Raw genomic sequence first — 20,126 nt, 5'->3', positions numbered from 1 at the left:
TTCAGGCCAGGGAAGTTGGCGCCTCTTCGACCGGGGTCGGGGACACGGCGCCGAGCGGCGGCCAGCTCGGCCAGCCGTGCACCGGCGGCACGGCCACCGCCCGCCACCACGGCTCGACGAGCGGCTCGTCCGCGGGCTCGAACGGCTTGCCCGGCACCGGGGCGGCCAGCGTCGCACCGGCCTTCCTCGCCGCCTCGGCGCTCCGCTCGATGGGATCGGACCACGGATGCGGGGCGAGGTTGAAGGTGCCCCAGTGGATCGGCAGCATGACACCGGCGGGGGTGCCGCCGGAGAGGTCGGCGTGTGCCCGGAGCCCCTCTTCGGGGGTCATGTGGATGTCCGGCCAGAATTCGCTGTACGCGCCGATCTGGATCATGGTCGCGTCGAACGGGCCGTGCGCCGCGCCGGTCTCGGCGAAGCCGGGGAAATAGCCGGTGTCGCCGCTGTGGTAGATCCGGTGTTCGGGGCCGGCGACCACCCAGGAGGACCACAGGGTGTGCTGCGGACCGCGCAGTCGGCGGCCGCAGAAGTGCTGGGCGGGGGTGGCGGTGAGGGTCAGCCCGCCGACGCGGGTGGACTCGTGCCAGTCCAGTTCGGTGATCCGCTCCGGGGGCACGCCCCAGAACTCCAGGTCGGCGCCGATGCCCAGCGGCACGACGAAAGCGGCGCCGGTGCCCGTCAGGCCCTGGACCGTCGTCATGTCGAGGTGGTCGTAGTGGTCGTGGGAGATCACCACGACATCGACCGGCGCCAGCTCCCCCAGGACGAGCGGCACCGGATGCATCCGCTTGGGCCCCGCCCAGTCGAACGGCGAACAGCGCTCACCCCACACCGGGTCGAACAGCACCCGCTGCCCGTCGATCTCGGCGAGCACGCTGGAATGGCCCATCCAGGTGAGCCGCAGACCCGACGCGGGCGGCCGGCCCCAGTCCGCGTCCGTCGGGCGGTGCACCGGGATCCGCCCGACCGGTGCCCGGCGCAGCCGCCCCTCGCGGCTGAGCTGCGTACGGGCCATCGGCAGGGCGGAACCCTGGACGAGCTGCCGGGTCTGGACCGGATTGCGGAACTGGCCGTCCACGAACTGAGGTGACCTGCGCATTCTGGCCAGCCGCTCCCCCGTGGGATCGGCGCCGAAGCTCGCGGGGCGCAGCGCGGTGAGTCGGATGCGGCGGGGTCGGGAACCGGTCACGGCACCTCCAGGGTCGGGGCAGTCGCGAAGTGAACGGGCCGCGCGAGCGGCGGGTTCCGGCGCACCGGGTCCCGCGGCGCCGGCTGACGGTCGCGGCACCACGACACCCTGGAGAAACACCATCCCCCCCAGACGCCAACCGCGCGACCGGCCGTGGCATTCCGCCCAGCGCGTCGCGGCCTCAGCCGCGCCCGAACTCCAGAACGAGGTGGTCGTCGACGGGGCGGTAGCCGAGCCGCCGGTAAAGGGCGTTACTGGTGGGGTTGGCGAGATCGGTGAACAGCAGCAGATCGGCCACGCCGGACTCCCGCGCGGCGCCTGACACGGCGCTGGTCACCGCCCCCGCGAAGCCGCGTCCGCGCAGCTCGGGCGGGGTGTAGACGGGGGCGATACAGGCCGCGCCGACGAGCGTGCGGGTGATTCCCGCCATCGCGACGGGCCGCCCGCCGGCCTCCCACAGGGTGCACCGGCCGTGGGCGATCCGGTCGTCGACCGCGCGGGCGTCACGGGGCGGTGGACCTCCGACCTCCGCGGCGAACGCCGAGAACCACCCGATCAGCAGGTCCCGGTCGGCCGTCGTGGCGAGCCGGGCCCGGCCGGGTGGTGCGGGGGCCGGCGGGGTCAGCGTGCCGAGCCGGTGCAGGCGCAGGCGCTCGGCGGTGGTGATCGGGCCGCCGTGTCGCCGCCGCCAGGCCGCGGCGACCGCCCCGGCCACCGCCCGGGAGGCGTTCACCCCGGGGATGTCGAGCCGCTCCCGGGCCAGCGCGTCCACCAGCTCGGCCGCCGCGGCCGCGCCCATCGGTGAGAGCAGTGCGGTCCGCGGCGGCGTCCACACGAAGGCGGCTTCGGCCGTCCCGCTCCGGCCGTCGTGCCACCAACCGCACCACGGCGCGTCCTCGCCGTACGCGTCCGGTCCCGTCTCCCGCAGCGCGGCCGTCACCGAGAGCAGCAGGGTGTGCCCGACCGGCCGTCGCCGCAGGAACGCCCCCGCGGCCGTCTCGAATACGCCGAGGTCTTGTGTCATCGTCCAGGTCATGCCCCACTCTCGCTCGCGCACGGCGGCGCACGCACCCCGTTTTCGCCGTGGGACGGTCCTGTGGCGCGGCCCGGAACGACGCGCCGACGGACGGGCCCGGGCCCAACTCACCACGGCTTCTCCCGCGTTCTTTCCCCCCGCGGGTCACGGCAGTCCCTAACGTCCCGTTATGACGTGAGGCTGCGTCTAGACTCCCGGCATCGGACGGAAAGCGTCCGTAAACGGTCTCACCAGCAAGGGATTCAAGGACGCTTGTGACATTCCAGCAGGTAACTGAGCCGTACGACGTCCTCGTCGTCGGCGGATCGGGCGTGGACACCGTCGTGCGGGTCGGCGCGCTGCCCGTGCCGCCCGCCGACGCCCATGGAGTGCCGCCCATCCGCGAGTGGGCGGGGCACACCGGCACCGGCGTCGCGCTCGGCTGCGCGGCGCTCGGACTCGCCACCGGATTCGTGGACTTCATCGGCGACGACCACCCGGGCACCCTCGTCCGCGAACGGCTCGCCGCCAGCGACGTCGACTTCCGGCCGCTGATCTCTCCGCACGGCACCCGGCGCGCCGTCAACCTGGTCGACCCCGACGGTCGCCGGATGTCCTTCTACGACGCCCGCGACCCCCTCGACCTGCGGATGCCGCCCGAGCACTATCTCCCCGCGCTGCGCCGCGCCCGGCACGTCCACCTCTCGGTCATGCACTTCGCGCGCTTCCTGTACGACGACATCGAGGCGCTGGGCCTGCCCGTCTCCACCGACCTGCACGACTGGGACGGACTGGCCGCCCACCACCGGGAGTTCGCGCTCCGTTCGGATCTGGTGTTCCTCAGCACGGCCGGGGCGGGCGAGCGGATCGGGCCCGTCATGCGCGAGATCCTCCGCGAGGGGCGCGCACGGGCGGTGATCGCGACGGCGGGCGCGGGCGGCGCGTATCTCCTGACTCCCGACGACCGCACGCCGCGGCACATCCCGGCCGCCGTCCCGCCCGGCCCGGTGGTGGACACCAACGGCGCGGGCGACGCCTTCACCTGCGGGTTCCTCTACGGCCAACTGGCGGGCCGGGACCTTGAGGAGTGCGCGCGCCTGGGGGCCGTCGCGGGGGCGTACGCGTGCACGGGGCAGGGCACGCACACCGCGCTCGTCGGCCCGGAGACGCTGCGTGCCGTCCTCACCGAGCGCACGAGCGCCAAGGACCCCGTCGCCCCCGTCGCCGCCGAACCGGCCGGCGAGGAGGCGCCGGAGCCGCCGGGCGCGCAGGTCTCGCCCGCCGGGGCGTCGTAGAGGGCGCCGCCGCGCCGCCCCGGCGTCGGTGCGGTGTCAGTCCTTGCGGCCCACCGCACCGTAGAAAATGATGTTGTTGAGTTCCTCCGCGCTCGGAACCGCCTCGTCCGGGCGCCACAGCGACACCCGTACCACGCCGGGGTCGAGCAACGTGAACGGCCCCATCAGCGGCCGGATTTCGGCCTTGGAGCGCAGGTTGAGGGGCGCGGTGGCGTTGCGGTAGACGTTCACGACGCCGTCGCGGGCCCGCACGTCGGTGCGGCCCGCAGGGTACGCCTCGTAGGGCTCGCCGGTGGCGTGCGAGAGCACGAGGTGGCTGCCGGCGGGCAGGGCGTCGGCGAGGGTGGCGACGAGGCCCGCGGGGTCCTCGTCGTCGCGGACGAAGTGCAGGACGGCGAGCATCAGCAGCGCCACCGGCCGGTCGAAGTCGATCAGTTCGCGGACGGTCGGATGGTCCAGGATCGCCTGGGGGTCGCGGACGTCGCCGAGCACGAAGCCGGTGCCGTCGGTGTTGGTCAGCCGGGCCCCGGCGTGGGTGGCGACGATCGGGTCGTTGTCGACGTAGACGACGCGGGTGTCCGGGGCGGTCTCGCGGGCCACCTCATGGGTGTTGGGCGAGGTGGGGATGCCGGTGCCGATGTCGATGATCTGGCGGACGCCGCCGGCGACGACCGCCCGGACGGCCCGCTGGAGGAAGCCCCGGTTGGCGCGGGCGCTGAGCCGCACCTGGGGGTGGACCTCGATGACGCGCTCGGCGGCCACCCGGTCGACTTCGTAGTTGTCCCAGCCGCCGAGGTAGTAGTCGTACATCCGGGCCGGGTGCGGCCGGCTGGTGTCGATCCGGTCGGCCGGGAAGCCGCCCGGGTAGGGGCCGTTGCCCTCGGTGCCTATGTCGTTCTCGCTCACGCCGTCCTCCGTTCGGTGCACCGGCACGGCGCCGCGGCGAGCAGGAAGTCGGCGTCCCCCGCCTTCGCGCCCTCGATGAAACTCACGATCTCGTGGTGGGTGTAGATCAGCGCCGGTCCGTCCGGGTCGGTCGACTGGCGCAGCGCCACCCGGCCGTCCCCCAGCCGCATGGCCTCGACGCACTCGCCGCCGTTTCCGCCGCTCCACGGCTTGTGCCAGCCCTCGTCGCCCAGGTCCTTGGCGGGCATGCCGTTGTAGATGCGTATGCGATCCACTGTTCAGATCTCCTTGCGAAAGCCACCCAGAAGGGCCTCGGTGGTGTGTGCCGGCGCGGCCTGCGCACACATCCGGTCCAGGGCCTCCAGGAACTGCGAGACGTCGTTGCGCTGGTCGAAGTACACGGCTCCGACCAGGCTCTCCGCGTAGGCGATGTCCGGGAGTTCCGGGATCGGGAAACGGAAGATGTGGAACGGGCCGTACATGGCGGGATGCGGGCCCGCGGCGAAGGGGATGACCTGGAGCCGGACGTTGGGCAGGGCGGTGGCCTCGCACAGCCGAGTGATCTGGTCACGCATCACCTGGGAGCCGCCGATCGGGCGCCGCAGGACGGTCTCGTCCATGACCACCCACAGCAGCGGCGCGTTCTCGCGGGTCAGCAGGGACTGCCGCTCCAGTCGCAGCGCCACGAGCCGGTCGATGTCGGCGGCCGGGGCGTGCGGCATGCCGGCCCGCAGCACGGCGGCGGCGTAGTCCTCGGTCTGCAACAGGCCGGGGACGTAGTGGGGTTGGTAGGCCCGGATGAGGTTGGCTTCGCTCTCCAGGCTGACGTACGCGCTGAACCACTCGGGCAGGACGTCGCGGAAGTTGTGCCACCAGCCGGGGCGGTTGGCCTCGCGGGCGAGGGCGAGGAAGGCGTCGATCTCGTCCTGGTCGCCGACGCCGTAGGTGGCCAGCAACTTCTCGACGTAGGGGATCTTGAGGCCGACCTCGGCCTTCTCCATCCGCCGAATGGTGGCGTGGGTGACGTCGAGTGCCTCGGCGGCCCTCGCGTAGGACAGTCCCGCCTTCTCGCGCAGGTCCTGCAGTCGCTTTCCGAGCACTACCCGCAGGACCGTCGGCGCACCTGCCGACCGTGGGTCCGCCACGTCCGTTCCCCTCCCACCAGTTGGCGTGTTCAACAGTGTGTCATGGCGTCAGGAACACGAACAGACTGCGTTTCTGATTCTGCAAATTACAGAATGATCCTTGCCATCGGCGACTGGCATCGCACATAGTTACGGCGTGGCTTCCTCCAACAACGCTCCTTCGTTAGGGCGCTGTGGCGGCTTCGTCGCCCAGCACCAACAGGACGCGTTCCATTTGCCGGCGCGGTGCACCTCCGTTCCCGAGGCGCGCAGACGCGTGAGCGCGTTGCTGTGCGAGTGGGGCGCGGACCGGCACGTCCGCGACGACGTGGAGTTGGTGGTGTCCGAGCTGTTCACCAACGCCGTGCGGCACACCGACAGCGAGAAGGTCGGCTGCGAGGTGACGCTGATCGGCGCGCACCTGCGCATAGAGGTCACCGACCAGGGCGGCCGGGGCGGCCCGGGGCCGCGGAGCCGGCCCGGCAGCCCGGACCAGGAGTGCGGACGCGGACTGTTCCTCGTCGGCGCGCTGTCCGAGAGCTGGGGGACACGGCTCGACGGCAGCGGCCCCGGCCGGGTCGTCTGGGCCGATCTGCCCTACTCTCCCGCGACACACTGAAGGCCCCGTGCCCCCTCTCGGGCGGCCGGGGCCTTCCGTTGTCGCCGCGGCCCACCGGGCCGCGGCTCTTCGGGCCGCGGCTCTTCGGGCCGCGGCTCTTCGGTTACAGCGGCAGCAGATCGGGCCGCTTGGGCTCGACGTGGTCGCCGGAGGACTCGCCGCGCAGCCGGCGCCCGATCCACGGGACGAGGTGCTCCCGGGCCCAGTTGATGTTGTCGCGCCGGGCCTCGGCCGCCGACCGCTCCGCCTCCGGGGGCCACGGCTGGTCCGGGTCGGCCGGCACCCGCAGCCCGAGCACCTGCGCCGCGCGCAGGGCGACCCGGGTGTGGCCGTCCGGGGACAGATGCAGCCGGTCATCGCTCCACGCCCGCCGGTCCTGCACCGACTTCAGCGACCACAGGTCCAAAACCGGGCAGTCGTGCCGGTCGGCGATGGCCCGGACATGCGCGGTGTACGTCGCGATCTTGCCCCGCAGATGCCGCAGGACGGGGATGTCGCGGGTGTCGAAACCGGTGCAGACCAGGACCGTGCCGACCGTCTCGCGCAGATCGGCCACCGCCGCCTCGTAGCGCTCGGCGACCGCGTCCGGGTCCGAGCCCGGCCGCAGGATGTCGTTACCGCCGGCACAGAACGTCACCAGCGAGGGGGCGAGCTCCTTCGCCCGGGGTACCTGCTCCTCGATGATCTGGCCGAGCAGCCGCCCCCTGACGGCGAGATTCGCGTAGCGGAAGTCCCCCTCGTCCCGCTGGTCAGACAGGAGAACCGCGAGCCGGTCCGCCCAACCGATGTACGCCCCGTCAGGGCCGGGATCCCCGACCCCCTCGGTGAAGCTGTCCCCGACGGCTGCGTACGACCCGATGGCGCCGTGGGCGCCGTTGCTGATGTTCTTCGAATCGTCTGCCACGTCAGGACATACTTCACCTATGGAAGTGACTTACGCCACCGTAACCAGGGGTTGACGAGGGGTGATTAATGCCACCCGGTCAAATTCTCCTCAAGTGGGAATAGCACGGGACCGCCGGCCGGTTCGGCTATGCCGGGTGCGCGGTCAGGCAGCCGCTACGCACGGTGAACCGGCGGCGTCCGCCCCCTGATTGCCTGTTGCATGAATGTCGTATCGTCGAAGGTGGCCCGCCTTGTCGACGAGCAGCGTCGGCGGCCGACCCCGAGGAGCGCCCGTGACGCAGCAGACGCCGCAGGTCCCGTCGACCGAGACCGAACTCACGGAGGTGCGCAACTTCCGGGACGTGGGCGGGCTGCCGACCGTGGACGGGCGTCGGATACGCGACGGGCGGCTCTTCCGCAGCGGTCACCTCGCGCACGCCACGGAGTCCGACGCGGCGTTCCTCGCCGGGCTCGGGCTGCACACCATCTTCGATTTCCGCAACGCCTCGGACATCAAGCTGGAGGGCCCTGACGTCACCCTCCCCGGCGTCCGGAACGTGAACATCCCGCTCACGGATCCGGCCGACGGCGCCGAGTTCTGGACGATGGTGCGCGACGGCGAGCTGGAGCAGCTCCGGGTCGCTCTGGGCGACGGCAAGGCCGCGGCCCGCATGGCGCAGACCTACCGCCACATCATCACCACCCGCACCGAGGACCACAGCCGGCTGCTGCACGCCCTCGCCGAGGACAGCGTGCCCGCCCTCATGCACTGCGCGGCCGGCAAGGACCGCGCGGGCCTGTCCATCGCCGTGACGCTCCTGGCCGTCGGCGTGGAGCGGGACGCGATCGAGGCGGACTACCTCAAGTCCAACGACCCCAGCCGGCGCTACAAGATCCGGCGCTCCGACAGCTCCGCGGTCGGCATGTCCCCCGAGGTCATGGAGCTGCTCTCGCCGCTCTTCGGTGCCCACGCCGACTACCTCGCGGCCGCCTTCGACGCGATCCACCGCACCTGGGGATCGACGGAGAAGTACCTCACCGAGGGCCTGAAGGTGACCCCCGCCACCCGCGAACGGCTGCGCGCCCAGTTGCTGACCGACTGAACCGGCCCGGTAGGCGGGCGGGCGGTCACTCCGCCCGCCCGCACACCGCGACCGGTCAGGCCCGTGTCTGGGCGACCGCCTGCTTGACCAGCGTCCGCCCGAAGTCCCAGATCAGGCCGCCGCCGTTGTGGGCGTCGTCCATGACGGCGGTGAACGCCTCGACGAACCGGTCCACTTCCCGTTCACCGATGGTCAGCGGCGGGATCAGCTTGATGACCTCCATGTGGTCGCCGGAGACCTGAGTGAGGATGCGGTGGCGTTGCAGCAGCGGCACCACGACCATCTGGGCGAACAGGCCCTTGCGGGCCGCCTGGAGCATCGTCCAGCGGCTGCGCAGGCGCAGCGACTTGGGCCGGCCGAACTCGATGCCGATCATCAGGCCGCGGCCGCGGACGTCGTGCAGCAGCTCGTAGGTGCCGGTCAGGGCCGCGAGGCGGGTGCGCAGCAGATCGCCGGTGTGCCGGGCGTTGGCGACGATCTGCTCGTCCTCCATGACCGACAGGACGGCGAGCCCGGCGGCCATCGCCTGGGCGTTGGAGCCGAAGCTGGCGGAGTGCACCAGCACGCGGTCCATGGAGGAGTAGACCTTCTTGAAGATCCAGTCCTTGCCGAGCGTGGCGCCGACGGGGACGTAGCCGCCGGACAGCGCCTTCGCGACGCACACCAGGTCCGGTTCCACGCCGTCCTCGTGCTGGTAGGCGAAGAAGTCGCCGGTGCGGCCGAGGCCGGTCTGCACCTCGTCGGCGATCAGCAGTGCCTTGTGCCGGTGCAGCAACTCCTGGGCGGCGCGCAGGAATCCGGGCGGGGCGGCGAGCACGCCCTTGCCCTGGATCGGCTCGACGATCAGGGCCGCCACATCGCCGCGCCTGAGCTCGGCGGCCAGCGCGTCCAGATCGCCCATCGCGACGGCGGTGTCGGGCAGCAGCGGCGCGAAGCCGTCGCGGAAGCCGTCCTCGCCGTTGACGGAGAGGGAGCCGGTGGTCAGGCCGTGGAAGGCGTGCGCGCAGTACAGGACGCGCGGTCTGCCGGTGGCGTAGCGGGCGAACTTCAGGGCGGTCTCCACCGCTTCGGTGCCGCTGTTGCCGAAGAACACCCGGTCCAGGTGGGGTGCGTACGTCAGCAGTTTCTCGGCGAGCAGGCCGGGCAGCGGCTGGCAGTCGAAGCGGGTCAGGTCGGCCAGGCCCGCGTCCAGGACGTCGTGCAGCGCCCGGCGGACGACGGGGTGGTGCCTGCCCAGGCCCATCACGCCGAAGCCGGCGAGCATGTCGAGGTAGTCCCGGCCCTCGGCGTCCCAGAAGTAGGCGCCCTCGGCCCGCTCGTAGACCTTGTCGAAGCCGAGGGTGTGCAGCATGCGCGGGAGTTGGTGGTTGAGGTGGCGGGCGTGCAGGTCGTAGCGCTCACCGCCGCGTTCGGCGAGCAGCTCGGCCAGGTCGAATCCGGTCACGGGGCGTTCTCCTTCGAGGCCGGCACGGCGCTGATACGGCGGGCGATCTCGGCCGGGGTCAGGCCGAGGTCGGCCAGTAGTTCACCGCGTTTGGCGTGCGGCGGGAACCGGTCGGGGATGCCGAAGGTGCGCAGGGGTACGTCGACCTCCGCGTCCCGCAGCGCCTGGCCGACCGCCCAGCCCACCCCGCCGTTGCGGCTGTTGTCCTCCACGACCGCCACCCGCGCGTGCCGCCCGGCCAGGTGGACGAGGGCGGGGTCGACCGGCTTGACCCAGCGCGGGTCGACGACCGTCACGCCGACGCCGCGCGCCGCCAGCAGCTCGGCGGCTTCCAGGCAGACCCCCGCCATCACGCCGACGGCGACCAGCAGGACGTCGGGGCGGCCGTCGCGGTGGAGCACATCGACGCCGCCGACCCGCTCCACGGCTTCGACCGGCTCGCCCACCGCCTCCTTGGGGAACCGGATGACGGTCGGCGCGTCGGATACCTCCAGGGCCTCCCGCAGCTCGGCGCGGAGCCGGTCGGCGTCGCGCGGGGCGGCGATCCGCAGGCCGGGGACGACCCCCAGCACCGACAGGTCCCAGACGCCGTTGTGGGAGGGGCCGTCGGGGCCGGTGACGCCGGCCCGGTCCAGGACGAACGTGACGCCGCACTTGTGGAGCGCGACGTCCATCAGGATCTGGTCGAAGGCGCGGTTGAGGAAGGTGGCGTAGACGGCGACGACGGGGTGCAGGCCGCCGGTGGCCAGACCGGCGGCACAGACCGCGGCGTGCTGCTCGGCGATGCCCACGTCGTAGACCCGGTCCGGATACGCCTCGGCGAACTTCCCCAGGCCCACCGGCCGCAGCATCGCCGCCGTGACCGCGACGACGTCGTCGCGTTCGGCGCCGAGGGCGACCATCTCGTCGGCGAAGACGGAGGTCCACGACGGCGGGCCGGGCAGCGGACCCGCCGTGCCGGTCCGGGGGCACCTCCTCGCGGTAGCCGGGAGAGGGGCCATCGCGCCGACGGTGTGGAAGTGGTCCGCCTCGTCCTCCCGGGCGGGCGGGTGGCCGCGGCCCTTCTCGGTCAGGCAGTGCACCAGGACCGGGCCGTGGAAACCGGCGGCCCGGCGCAGCGCGGACTCGACGGCGGCGATGTCGTGCCCGTCGACCGGGCCGATGTACTTCAGCCCCAGGTCCTCGAACATGCCCTGCGGCGCGACGGCCTCCTTGAGGCCCTTCTTCGCGCCGTGCAGCGATTCGTAGAGCGGCTGCCCGACGACCGGCGTGCGCCGCAGCACGTCCTTGCCCCAGGCCAGGAACTGCTCGTAGCCGTCCGTGGTGCGCAGCGTGGCCAGGTGGTCGGCCAGGCCGCCTATGGTCGGGGCGTAGGAGCGTGCGTTGTCGTTGACGACGATGATCAGCGGGCGGTTCTGGGCGGCGGCGATGTTGTTCAGGGCCTCCCAGGCCATGCCGCCGGTCAGCGCGCCGTCCCCGATCACCGCGACGACGTGGTCGTCCCTGCCGCGCAGTTGGTTGGCCTTGGCCAGGCCGTCGGCCCAGCCCAGCACCGTCGAGGCGTGGCTGTTCTCGATGACGTCGTGCGCGGACTCCGCCCGCGAGGGATAGCCGGACAGGCCGCCCTTGGCCCGCAGCTCGGAGAAGTCCTGCCGGCCGGTGAGCAGCTTGTGGACGTAGGACTGGTGGCCGGTGTCCCACAGGATGCGGTCGGCCGGCGAGTCGAAGACCCGGTGCAGGGCGAGGGTCAGCTCGACCACGCCGAGGTTCGGGCCGAGGTGGCCGCCGGTCTTGGAGACGGCGTCGACGAGGAAGGTACGGATCTCCCCGGCCAGTTCCGCCAGCCGGCCGTCGGGCAGCGCCTTCAGGTCGCGTGGGGTGCGCAGGTGCTCCAGGATCGTCATGTTCGTTCCCCCTCTTCGGTCCCCTCACGTGCGGATGCGCGGCCGTCCGGGCCCGGCCCCGGTCGTACGCGGCGGTGTGCCGCGCGCGCCGGAGCCGGGCCCGGACGGGCGCGTCACCTCAGCGGCTTTGTCCGACGGTCTCCCGGGCGGCCCGCAGGGACTCCTTGAGGGAGCCCATCGTGGCCAGGACGGCGGTCGGTTCGTAGCCGCAGTGCGCCATGCAGTTGGCGCAGCGCGGGTCCTTGCCGCGGCCGTACTTGCTCCAGTCGGTCTCCTCGATCAGCTCGCGGTACGTCGGGACGTAGCCGTCGCTCATGAGGTAGCAGGGGCGCTGCCAGCCGAAGAGGGAGTAGTTGGGGATCGCCCAGGCGGTGCACGGGAAGTCCACCTTGCCTTCCAGGAAGTCGAGGAAGAGCGGGCTGTGGTTGAGCCGCCAGCGGCGGCGGTTGCCGCCCGCGAAAGCCTTCTTGAACAGCTCGCGGGTCTGCTCGACGCCCAGGAAGTGTTCCTGGTCGGGGGCCTTTTCGTAGGCGTAGGCGGGCGAGAGCATCATTTCGTCGACCTGGAGGTCGTCGTTGAGGAAGTTCAGGACCTCGATGATGGTCTGCGGGGTGTCGGTGTTGAAGAAGGTGGAGTTGGTGGTGACCCGGAAGCCACGGCGCTTGGCTTCCTTGATGGCCGTCACCGCCTCGTCGAACACGCCTTCCTTGGCGACGGATTCGTCGTGCCGCTCGCGCATCCCGTCGATGTGCACCGCGAACGCGAAATACGGCGAGGGGGTGAACTTCTCGATCTTCTTGCGCAGCAGCATGGCGTTGGTGCACAGGAAGACGTACTTCTTCCTGGCCACCAGTTGCCGCACGATCTCGTCGATCTGCGGGTGCATCAACGGCTCGCCACCGGCGATGGAGACCATCGGCGCACCGGACTCCAGCACCGCCCCGACCGCCTGCGCCACCGGCATCCGCTGCTTGAGCACACCCGCCGGATGCTGGATCTTCCCGCAGCCCTCGCAGGCGAGGTTGCAGGCGTAGAGCGGTTCGAGTTCCACGATGAGCGGGAACTTCTCGCGCCGTCGCAGCACTTTCTGTTCAAAAAGATAGGTCCCGACCCGGATGGTCTGACGCAGTGGCATGGCCATCTAGCTCACCTCCTGGGGAGCAGTAAAGAACGGTGCCATTCGAAAAAAACAGGAAGAACGGAGCGCAGCACACGGAAGGCCGATATTCCACCGCGTACGGTGCCCAGGCGCATGAGTTCATGTTCTGGAGCGTCGACGACCACCCGGACGGCCGCAACCGGGCGGAGTCCGGCGCGCACCGCGGCGCTGAGGGTGGCGGCGGACTCCATGTCGACCGCGACGGCCCCGGCGGCGTGCAGCGCGGCCCGTTCCGCGCCGTGTACGACGTGGTCGGAGCCGCGCAGCAGGCCGGTGTGGACGGTCAGCCCGCGCCGGCGCAGCGCCCGCAGCAGCGGCTCGTTGTCGCGGCAGATCACGTCGGCGGCGTCGGGCCGGTGGTCGCGGGTGGCGTCGGCGACGACCACGTCCCCGGGCCGCATCCCGGGGGCCAGGCCGGCGCAGAAGCCGCTGGCGATGACGGGGGAACGGCGGGTGGCGGAGTCGGCGCGCAGCGCGTGGGTCAGCGCACGCTCCGCCGCCTGCGGGCCCATGCCGGTGCGCAGCGTGACCACGCCGGGGCCGTCGCGGTGGCCGCCCCGCAGCGCGAACCGTTCGATGCCGAGCGCGCAGGCGACCAGCAGCGGGGGTCCGGCGTCCGTGGGCGGCCGTCGCGGCATCATGCCCCCATGGGCGCACCGGCCGGCTCGCCGTGGACGTAGCGGCCGAGGGCGGTCAGCGGGAAGACCTGCCGGTAGAGGTGGTAGTTGATGGAGAAGTCCCAGGGGAAGCCGGTGCCGGTGAAGTGGGGCTCGTCCCAGGAGCCGTCCTCGCGCTGGGTGTCCGCCAGCCAGCGTACGCCGCGGCGTACGGCGTCGCTGTCCCGCTCGCCGGCCGCGAGCAGCGCCATCAGCGCCCACCCGGTCTGCGAGGCGGTCGACGCGCCGCGTCCGGCCCACTCCTTGTCCCGGTAGGAACGCTGGTCCTCGCCCCAGCCGCCGTCGTCGTTCTGGACCCGCCGGAGCCAGCCGACGGCCCGGCGCACCGCGGGGTGCGAACGGGGGATACCGGCCGCGACGAGCGCGGGCAGCACGGACCCGGTGCCGTAGACGTAGTTGGTGCCCCAGCGGCCGAACCACGCCCCGCCGGGTTCCTGTTCGGACAGCAGCCACGCGATGCCGCGGCGGGTGCGCGGGTCGTGGGTCCTGCCGACGTCGGCGAGCATCTCGACCACATGGGCGGTGACATCGGCCGACGGCGGGTCGATGACCTCGCCGAAGTCGCAGAACGGCAGGCGGTTGGGGAAGGGGCTGGTGTTGTCGGCGTCGAAGGCGCCCCAGGCGCCGTTCTTGGACTGCATCCCGACCGTCCAGCGCACCGCGCGGCGCACCGCGGCCTCGACGCGCCGCGGGTCGGGATGCTTGACCCGGCGCAGCGCCAGCACCACTTCGGCGGTGTCGTCGATGTCCGGGTAGTTGTCGTTCTCGAACTCGAAGGCCCAGCCGCCGCTGGGCAGTTGGGGCTTGCGCACCTGCCAGTCGCCGGGCCGGTCGATCTGTTCGGCGAGCATCCAGTCGGCGGCCTTGACGAGCTGGGGGTGGTCGGCGGGCACGCCCGCGTCGGCGAGCGCGATCGTCGCCAGGCAGGTGTCCCAGACCGGTGACTGGCAGGCTTCGACCATCCGGACGGGGCCGCCTTGGGAGCCGTCGGGCCCGTCTTCGGCGGCTTCGCGCCAGACGGTGAAACGATCCAGCGACCGCAGGCCGGTGCGCAGCACGGGGTGGTCGAGGTCGTAGCCGAGCAGGTGCAGGGCGATGACGGAGTAGACGGCCGGCGGCTGGATGCCGCCCCAGCAGCCGTCGTTCTCCTGCCGTTCGATGATCCAGCGGGCGGCGGAGCGCATCGCGGCGCCGCGCAGCTTGCGCGGGGCGACCTTGTGGTAGACGTGCAGCGCCTTGTCCAGGCGCTGGAAGAGGCCGTCCCAGGTGGTGGCGGGCGCGAGCGGCCGCGGCGGGTTGGGGCGGCGGGGGTCGGTGTGCAGCTCGTCGAGGGCGAACGGCGCCGGGCGCACCGGGCGTTTGGCCGAGACGATGGTCAGCGGCACTATCGTCTGCCGGGCCCAGCAGCCGAAGTCGTAGATGTTGAGCGGGAACCACTTGGGCAAGTAGAGGACTTCCGGGGGGAGTTCGGGCAGGTCGTCCCACTTCCACCAGCCGAAGAGGGCCAGCCAGATGCGGGTGAAGACGCGGGCGGCGGCGATCCCGCCGTGGGCCCGGACCCAGGCGGCGGCCCTGGCCATGTGCGGGGCGTCGGGGGCGTCTCCGGCGAGCCGCAGGGCCACATAGCCCTCGATGGTGGTGGAGAGTTCGCCGGGGCCGCCGTGGAAGGTGGCCCAGGTGCCGTCCGCGCGCTGCTCGCCGCGGATGAAGCGGGCCGCGGCGGCGGTGGTCTCCGGGTCGGAGATGCCCAGGAACTGACGCAGCAGCAGGTCCTCGGCGTCCATCGTGACGTTGGTGTCGAGGTCGCCCTTCCACCATCCGGCGGAGTCCTGGACGGAGAGCAGGTACTCGGTGGCGCGGGTGGTCGCGCGCCGGGCCGCGGCCGCCGTGTCCTGCTCCAGCACGGCGGTCCGCGCTCTGTCGGCGGTCTCGGTCTTCTCAGCGGCAAGGTCGCCGGCCGAAGGGGACCGGGGCGGCAGCGCCCCGGTGCTTCCGTCGGTCGTCGCTGTCATGGTTTCCCCTTCTGCAGTGAACTGTGAAGCGTGCTCAGGGATTCCGTCGGCCGGCGCCCGGCTGGCACCGGCCGGCGACTGCGATTCAGTTCGTCCCGATAGTGATCATCTCTCTCGTACGACGACGAAGTCCGCGAGCGCGACGAGCTGCGCGCGGATGTTTTCCGGCATGTCGACCTCGTCCAGGGCGGCGATGGCGGTGGTGTGCTGGCGGCGGGCCTCCTGGGAGGTCCACTCGCGGCCGCCGGCCTGCTCGATCAGCGCCGCGCGGGAGGCGAACTCCTCCTCGGTGAAGTCGGCGATCTCCGTCGCGCTCTTCTTCGCGTCGGCCGCGAGGATCTGCGCGAGGCGCTCGGAGGCCGGTCCGCCGGCGGCCAGGGCGGCGACGACGGGCAGCGACTTCTTGCGCTGGCGCAGGTCGCTCCAGGTCTGCTTGCCGGTGGCGTCCGGGTCGCCCCAGATGCCCAGCACGTCGTCGACGGCCTGGAAGGCGAGGCCGAGGTGGTAGCCGTACTTCTCCAGGATGTCCGCGGTGCGGTCGTCGGCGCCGCCGAGGACGGCGCCGATGGAGACCGCGCAGGCCAGCAGCGCGCCGGTCTTGTTGCCCTCCATCTCCAGGCACTCCTCGACGGTGACCCGTTCGCGGTGCTCGTAGGAGATGTCCTGGGCCTGGCCGTCGATCAGTTTGCGGGTGGCCAGGGTGAGCCGCCGGGTCGCCCGGCCGGCCTCGACCGTGCCCAGCTCCAGCAGTATTTCGTTGGCGAGGGCGAACAGCGCGTCGCCGACCAGGATGGCCTGGGCGGGGCCGTGCACCTTCCAGACGGTGTCGCGGTGTCTGCGCTGCTCGTCGCCGTCCATCAGGTCGTCGTGCAGCAGCGAGAAGTTGTGCACCAGCTCGACGGCGACCGCGCCGGGGATGCCGACCTCGGGGGCCTTGCCCGCGGCCTCCGCGGACAGCAGGGCGAGCGCGGGCCGGACGGCCTTGCCGCTGTCGCCCGTGGTGGGGCGGCCCGCGGCGTCGATCCAGCCGAAGTGGTAGGCGGCGACGGTGTCCATCGGAGGAGCGAGCCGGTCCACGGCGGCACGCAGCACGGGAGTGGCGAGCGTCCGCCCGCGCTCCAGCAGCGCGGTGACGCTCTCGGTGTCGATAGCTGGGGAAGCCGGATTCACGGTTTCTCCTCTGTTTCCGATGCTCGTGCTCGTGCGAGCGCTCGTACTCGTGGTCATGCCGCCTCCTTGGGCAACCGGCCCTGGGGCAAGCCGAGTTCGTCGAGTGCCTCGCGAGCGGCGACGGTGCCGCTGCGAACAGCGCTTTCCATGGTCGCGGGCCACCCGGTGGCGGTCCACGCACCGGCCAGGAACAGGCCGGGGACTTGGGTACGGGCGGCGGGGCGGAGCCTGCCGACGCCCGGGGCGGGCGCGAAGGTCGCGGTGCGCTCGCGGGTGACGAAGAAGTCGCGGATCCTGGCGCCCCGGGCGGCGGGCAGCAGCCGCTCCAGCTCGGGCAGATAGCGGGCGCGCAGCTTGGCGACCGGCTCGTCGATCTCCTCCTGCGCGGCGGACTGCGAGACGGCCAGATACTGGGAGCCCTCGCCGCCGGGGACGCGCGCCAGCCCGGAGGTGTCCGTACGGTCGAAGACCCACTGGACCGGGGAGCCGACGGCGGCGAAGAAGGGGCGGCGCAGCACCTTGCGGTCGTAGACGACGTGGAGGTTGAGGATCGGCGCGGTGCCGATGTCCAGCAGCCGCTCGCGGTGGGCCAGCGCGCCGTCGGGCAGCAGGGCGTGGGTCTCGCGCTGCGGCAGCGCGAGGACGACCGTGCCGGCGGTGAGCCGTTCGCGGCCGTGCGGGCCGTTCTCCACCGTCACCTGCCAGCCGCCCTCGTCCGCGGGCGCCAGGGAGGTGGCGCGGGTGCGCAGCGCGACGCGGACGCCGGCTGTGCGCAGGGCGGTGCGGGCGAGGGTGTCGTGGACCTCGCCGAGCGGCACCCGCGACCAGCCGATGTCGGCGGCGCCGGGCGCGGAGAGCAGGCCGGTCTTGAAGACCTTGGCGGCCAGGCCCAGCGAGGCGTCGGCGGCGGTGGCGTTGAGGGTGGCGATACCGACCAGGTCCCACAGGGCCTCGACCGCCCGGGCGGACTGGCCGTGCCGGCGCAGCCAGCCGCCGAAGTCGGCGTCGTCCAGCGCCGGGTCGGCCGGGTCGAGCTTCTGGAGCGCGAGGGTGGCGCGTACGACGCGGGCGCGTTCGGCGGGTGACAGGTGCGGGTAGCCGGCCAGGCTCCGGGCCAGGTGCAGGGGAACGGGCAGGGCGGTGCGGCGCAGTCGGCCCAGGCGCATCCGGTCGGCGTCCAGGACGGGGACGTCCATGCGGCGTTGCAGGGGCACCAGGTGGGCGGCGCCGAGCCGCTCCAGGAAGCCGCTGTAGGCGGTGCAGCAGCGGAGATAGACGTGCTGGCCGTTGTCGACGCTCAGGGGGCCGGCGGCACTGTCCCGGCGGAAGGAGAAGACCAGCCCGCCCAGCCGGGGCCGGCCCTCGACGAGGGTGACCCGCAGTCCGGCGTCGGCCAGCGCGAGCGCCGCCGTGGTGCCCGCCAGACCGCCGCCGATGACCACCGCGGCCGCGGAGCGGTCCGGCGTCTGCGTACGGTGCCCGTCGGGGTGCGTGGCTCCCGATGTCATGGTTGCTTCCCCCCTGCCGCTGTCTGGGACGCGGCCGAACGGGCGAGGGTTGCCCGCCGCGCTGACGCGGGGTCCTCACCGTCGCGCACGCCCGGGCGCGTCATCCGCGCCTCCTGACCGACTGCCGGCGGCCGATCGCGCGGGCGTCGAGCCCGGACAGTCCGCGCACGGCGACGAACGCCTTCTCCCGGCCGGGCAGCGAGACCCGGCCGCGCAGCACCGCTTCGGGGTCGGCGGCGATGCGCGACAGCAGGCGGTGGTAGATACCGGCCATCGCGGCCACGCAGGCGCCGCTGCGCCGGTCGAGCATCGGCAGCAGCCGGAAGCCCTCGGCGAACAGCTCGCGGGCGCGTTTCACCTCGAAGTGGACCAGGCCGGCGAAGTCGCCGCCGGCAGGTGGGAGGGGGCTCTGGAAGCCCTCCGAGCAGCCGAACTTGGCGAGGTCTTCGGCGGGGAGGTAGGTGCGGCCGTTGCCGGCGTCCTCGCGAACGTCGCGGAGGATGTTGGTGAGTTGGAGGGCGAGGCCGAGCGTGTCGGCGTACTCGGGGGCGCGTTCGGCGTCGGCCGCGCCGGGCACCGTGCCGAACACGCCCAGCGAGAGCCGTCCGATGGCCCCGGCGACGCAGCGGCAGTATGCCGTGAGGTCCTCCCAGGTCTCGTAGGTCTCGCCGCGGACGTCCATCAGTACGCCGTCGATGAGTTCGTCGAGACCGCCCAGCGGCAGCGGGAAGCGGCGGGCGGCGTCGGTGAGCGCGACGGCCACCGGGTCGGTGTCGTCCTCGTCGACCCGGCCGTCCTTGACGCGGGCCAGCAGCGCCCGGGTCTCCTCCAGCCGCTGCTGCTTGGCGGCGGGCTCCAAGGCGCCGTCGCCGATGTCGTCGACCCGTCGCGAGAAGGCGTAGAGCGCCGACATCGCCTGCCGCTTGTCGGTCGGCAGCAGCCGGATGCCGTAGGCGAAGTTTCGTGCCTGCTGCCCGGTAACGGCCTCGCAATAGCGGTACGCAGCGAGCACCGGCGCGGACGCGTGTGCGGTTGCCTCCACGGTCGAACTCACCCCTCTCTTCGCAATGTCGCCCCCACCTCGCGCAGCAGGCTGAGCTTGGTCGGCTTGGGTGGTCCAGGGAGTACGTCGTGGTCGGCGGCCGCCACCGCCCGGAGCGCGGCACGCCCGCCGGCCACGAAACCGGCCAGCAGCAGCTTGAGTCTGCCGTGCACGCTACCCACCAGCGGGGTGCCTTCATTCAGCAGCTCACGGGCGCGTTCCGCCTCGTGGGCGATCAGTGCGCGCACCGATACGCCCCCGCTCGGGGCGGCCAGATCGGCTTCGGTGACGCCGAAGTGTTTCATGTCCTCGGCGGGGAGGTAGACGCGGTCGCGGGCGAGGTCCTCGGCCACGTCCTGGAGGTGCTCGACGATCTGCAGCGCGGTGCAGACCGCGTCCGAGCGCCGGACGCGCTCGGGGCTCGCGGTGCCGGTGATGGCCAGGACGAGCCGGCCCACCGGGTTGGCCGACAGCTCGCAGTAGGCGAGCAGGTCGTCGTAGGTGCCGTAGCGGCTCACCCGCTGGTCCTGGCGGTTGGCCTCGATCAGGCGGAGGAAGGGCTCGGGGGTCAGCGCGGCGCGCCGGACGGTCGGTCCCAGCCGGCGCATGAGCGGGTGGCGGGGTCCGGGGGCGCGGTCGCTGAAGACGCGGTGCAGGTCCGCTTCGAGGGCGTCGAGCAGCGCGGGGCGGTCGTCGCTCCGCGCGCGGTCCAGGCCCAGGAGGACGGCGTCGCCACCGCCGGGCGCGAGATCGCCGTCGCCGATGTCGTCGACGAGCCGTGCGAAGCCGTAGACGGCCATCAGGTCGGCCCGCCAGGCGCGGGGCAGGAAGAACGGTGCCACCGGGAAGTTCTCGTGCGCGGCCTGGTCGAGGACGGTGCGTGTCTGCGCCCGCCCGTCGCCCACCGTTACCCCTTCGCGGAAGGCGCGGCGCGCCTGCTCATCGTCTCGGCTCACCGCGGGCTGCCCGGCGCGTTGCGGAGCCGGAGCGAACCACTAGCCATTGCCGTCACGTCTCCCGTTCTACACCGCCAAACCAAAACATCCCATTTCGGACACGCCGCAGGGCGCGACA

General features: G+C 72.5%; 17 protein-coding genes and 1 pseudogene. 3 read left to right on the top strand and 15 right to left on the bottom strand.

Annotated elements, in window-relative coordinates:
• Nucleotide 1: 1 nt before the first annotated feature.
• Both ACZ45Z_RS01865 and ACZ45Z_RS01860 read right to left on the bottom strand, forming a co-directional pair.
• Entirely contained in the window at nucleotides 2-1,189 is a 1,188-nt protein-coding gene (locus tag ACZ45Z_RS01865; RefSeq protein WP_468354420.1) for an MBL fold metallo-hydrolase, read from the bottom strand.
• A 181-nt stretch (nucleotides 1,190-1,370) separates the two neighbouring features.
• Complete coding sequence (locus ACZ45Z_RS01860; RefSeq protein WP_468354417.1) at nucleotides 1,371-2,246, bottom strand: GNAT family N-acetyltransferase; 876 nt, start codon at nucleotides 2,244-2,246, stop codon at nucleotides 1,371-1,373.
• 233 nt (nucleotides 2,247-2,479) lie between these two features.
• Between ACZ45Z_RS01860 and ACZ45Z_RS01855 the strand changes: the two genes are divergently transcribed.
• Nucleotides 2,480-3,499, top strand: coding sequence for a carbohydrate kinase family protein (locus ACZ45Z_RS01855; protein ID WP_468354414.1), 1,020 nt, complete (start codon nucleotides 2,480-2,482; stop codon nucleotides 3,497-3,499).
• 36 nt (nucleotides 3,500-3,535) lie between these two features.
• On the opposite strand, the gene ACZ45Z_RS01850 is transcribed toward ACZ45Z_RS01855, so the two are convergent.
• Genes ACZ45Z_RS01850 through ACZ45Z_RS01840 form a run of 3 tightly spaced genes read right to left on the bottom strand, consistent with a single transcriptional unit; the run spans nucleotide 3,536 to nucleotide 5,550 of the window.
• Nucleotides 3,536-4,405: an SAM-dependent methyltransferase gene (locus tag ACZ45Z_RS01850; RefSeq protein ID WP_468354411.1), complete on the bottom strand. Its 870-nt coding sequence runs from the start codon at nucleotides 4,403-4,405 to the stop codon at nucleotides 3,536-3,538.
• The gene (locus ACZ45Z_RS01845; protein ID WP_468354408.1) at nucleotides 4,402-4,680 is read right to left on the bottom strand and encodes a DUF397 domain-containing protein; all 279 of its coding nucleotides are present in this window, start codon (nucleotides 4,678-4,680) and stop codon (nucleotides 4,402-4,404) included. The genes ACZ45Z_RS01850 and ACZ45Z_RS01845 overlap by 4 nt, the downstream gene beginning before the upstream one ends.
• A gap of 3 nt (nucleotides 4,681-4,683) precedes the next feature.
• Nucleotides 4,684-5,550 carry a helix-turn-helix domain-containing protein gene (locus ACZ45Z_RS01840; protein ID WP_468354405.1) on the bottom strand — a complete coding sequence of 289 codons (867 nt, stop codon included), beginning with the start codon at nucleotides 5,548-5,550 and terminating at the stop codon, nucleotides 4,684-4,686.
• Nucleotides 5,551-5,764: 214 nt separating this feature from the next.
• Here ACZ45Z_RS01840 and ACZ45Z_RS01835 point away from each other — a divergent pair, with 214 nt between their 5' ends.
• Nucleotides 5,765-6,148 (top strand): ATP-binding protein, encoded by a 384-nt coding sequence (locus tag ACZ45Z_RS01835; RefSeq protein ID WP_468355533.1) that lies wholly within the window; start codon nucleotides 5,765-5,767, stop codon nucleotides 6,146-6,148.
• A 103-nt stretch (nucleotides 6,149-6,251) separates the two neighbouring features.
• On the opposite strand, the gene ACZ45Z_RS01830 is transcribed toward ACZ45Z_RS01835, so the two are convergent.
• Nucleotides 6,252-7,052: an SGNH/GDSL hydrolase family protein gene (locus ACZ45Z_RS01830; protein ID WP_468354403.1), complete on the bottom strand. Its 801-nt coding sequence runs from the start codon at nucleotides 7,050-7,052 to the stop codon at nucleotides 6,252-6,254.
• 274 nt (nucleotides 7,053-7,326) lie between these two features.
• Between ACZ45Z_RS01830 and ACZ45Z_RS01825 the strand changes: the two genes are divergently transcribed.
• Nucleotides 7,327-8,136, top strand: coding sequence for a tyrosine-protein phosphatase (locus ACZ45Z_RS01825; protein ID WP_468354401.1), 810 nt, complete (start codon nucleotides 7,327-7,329; stop codon nucleotides 8,134-8,136).
• Nucleotides 8,137-8,191: 55 nt separating this feature from the next.
• On the opposite strand, the gene ACZ45Z_RS01820 is transcribed toward ACZ45Z_RS01825, so the two are convergent.
• The 9 genes and pseudogenes from ACZ45Z_RS01820 to hpnC all read right to left on the bottom strand — a co-directional run bounded on the left by ACZ45Z_RS01820 (nucleotide 8,192) and on the right by hpnC (nucleotide 19,957).
• On the bottom strand, nucleotides 8,192-9,580 hold the full coding sequence (locus tag ACZ45Z_RS01820) for an aspartate aminotransferase family protein (RefSeq protein ID WP_468354399.1): 1,389 nt from the start codon (nucleotides 9,578-9,580) through the stop codon (nucleotides 8,192-8,194).
• On the bottom strand, nucleotides 9,577-11,484 hold the full coding sequence (gene dxs / locus ACZ45Z_RS01815; protein ID WP_468354397.1) for a 1-deoxy-D-xylulose-5-phosphate synthase: 1,908 nt from the start codon (nucleotides 11,482-11,484) through the stop codon (nucleotides 9,577-9,579). The genes ACZ45Z_RS01820 and dxs overlap by 4 nt, the downstream gene beginning before the upstream one ends.
• A gap of 118 nt (nucleotides 11,485-11,602) precedes the next feature.
• Nucleotides 11,603-12,625, bottom strand: coding sequence for an adenosyl-hopene transferase HpnH (gene hpnH / locus ACZ45Z_RS01810; protein WP_468354395.1), 1,023 nt, complete (start codon nucleotides 12,623-12,625; stop codon nucleotides 11,603-11,605).
• A gap of 5 nt (nucleotides 12,626-12,630) precedes the next feature.
• Nucleotides 12,631-13,281: a phosphorylase family protein gene (locus ACZ45Z_RS01805; protein WP_468354393.1), complete on the bottom strand. Its 651-nt coding sequence runs from the start codon at nucleotides 13,279-13,281 to the stop codon at nucleotides 12,631-12,633.
• Nucleotides 13,281-15,332: a squalene--hopene cyclase gene (gene shc / locus ACZ45Z_RS01800; RefSeq protein ID WP_468354391.1), complete on the bottom strand. Its 2,052-nt coding sequence runs from the start codon at nucleotides 15,330-15,332 to the stop codon at nucleotides 13,281-13,283. Before shc ends, ACZ45Z_RS01805 begins: the two co-directional genes overlap by 1 nt.
• Before the next feature lie 105 nt (nucleotides 15,333-15,437).
• Entirely contained in the window at nucleotides 15,438-16,502 is a 1,065-nt protein-coding gene (locus ACZ45Z_RS01795) for a polyprenyl synthetase family protein (RefSeq protein ID WP_468354389.1), read from the bottom strand.
• Between the two features lie 53 nt (nucleotides 16,503-16,555).
• Nucleotides 16,556-18,025: pseudogene (gene hpnE / locus ACZ45Z_RS01790) on the bottom strand (hydroxysqualene dehydroxylase HpnE); the annotation flags it as partial.
• An 85-nt stretch (nucleotides 18,026-18,110) separates the two neighbouring features.
• Complete coding sequence (gene hpnD, locus ACZ45Z_RS01785; RefSeq protein WP_468354387.1) at nucleotides 18,111-19,064, bottom strand: presqualene diphosphate synthase HpnD; 954 nt, start codon at nucleotides 19,062-19,064, stop codon at nucleotides 18,111-18,113.
• Nucleotides 19,061-19,957: a squalene synthase HpnC gene (gene hpnC / locus ACZ45Z_RS01780; RefSeq protein WP_468355530.1), complete on the bottom strand. Its 897-nt coding sequence runs from the start codon at nucleotides 19,955-19,957 to the stop codon at nucleotides 19,061-19,063. Before hpnC ends, hpnD begins: the two co-directional genes overlap by 4 nt.
• Nucleotides 19,958-20,126: the final 169 nt, after the last annotated feature.

The organism is Streptomyces sp. NPDC031210 (assembly GCF_055570395.1).
The sequence above is the reverse complement of the archived record's forward strand: the minus strand, read 5'-3'. Positions and strand labels throughout refer to the sequence as shown.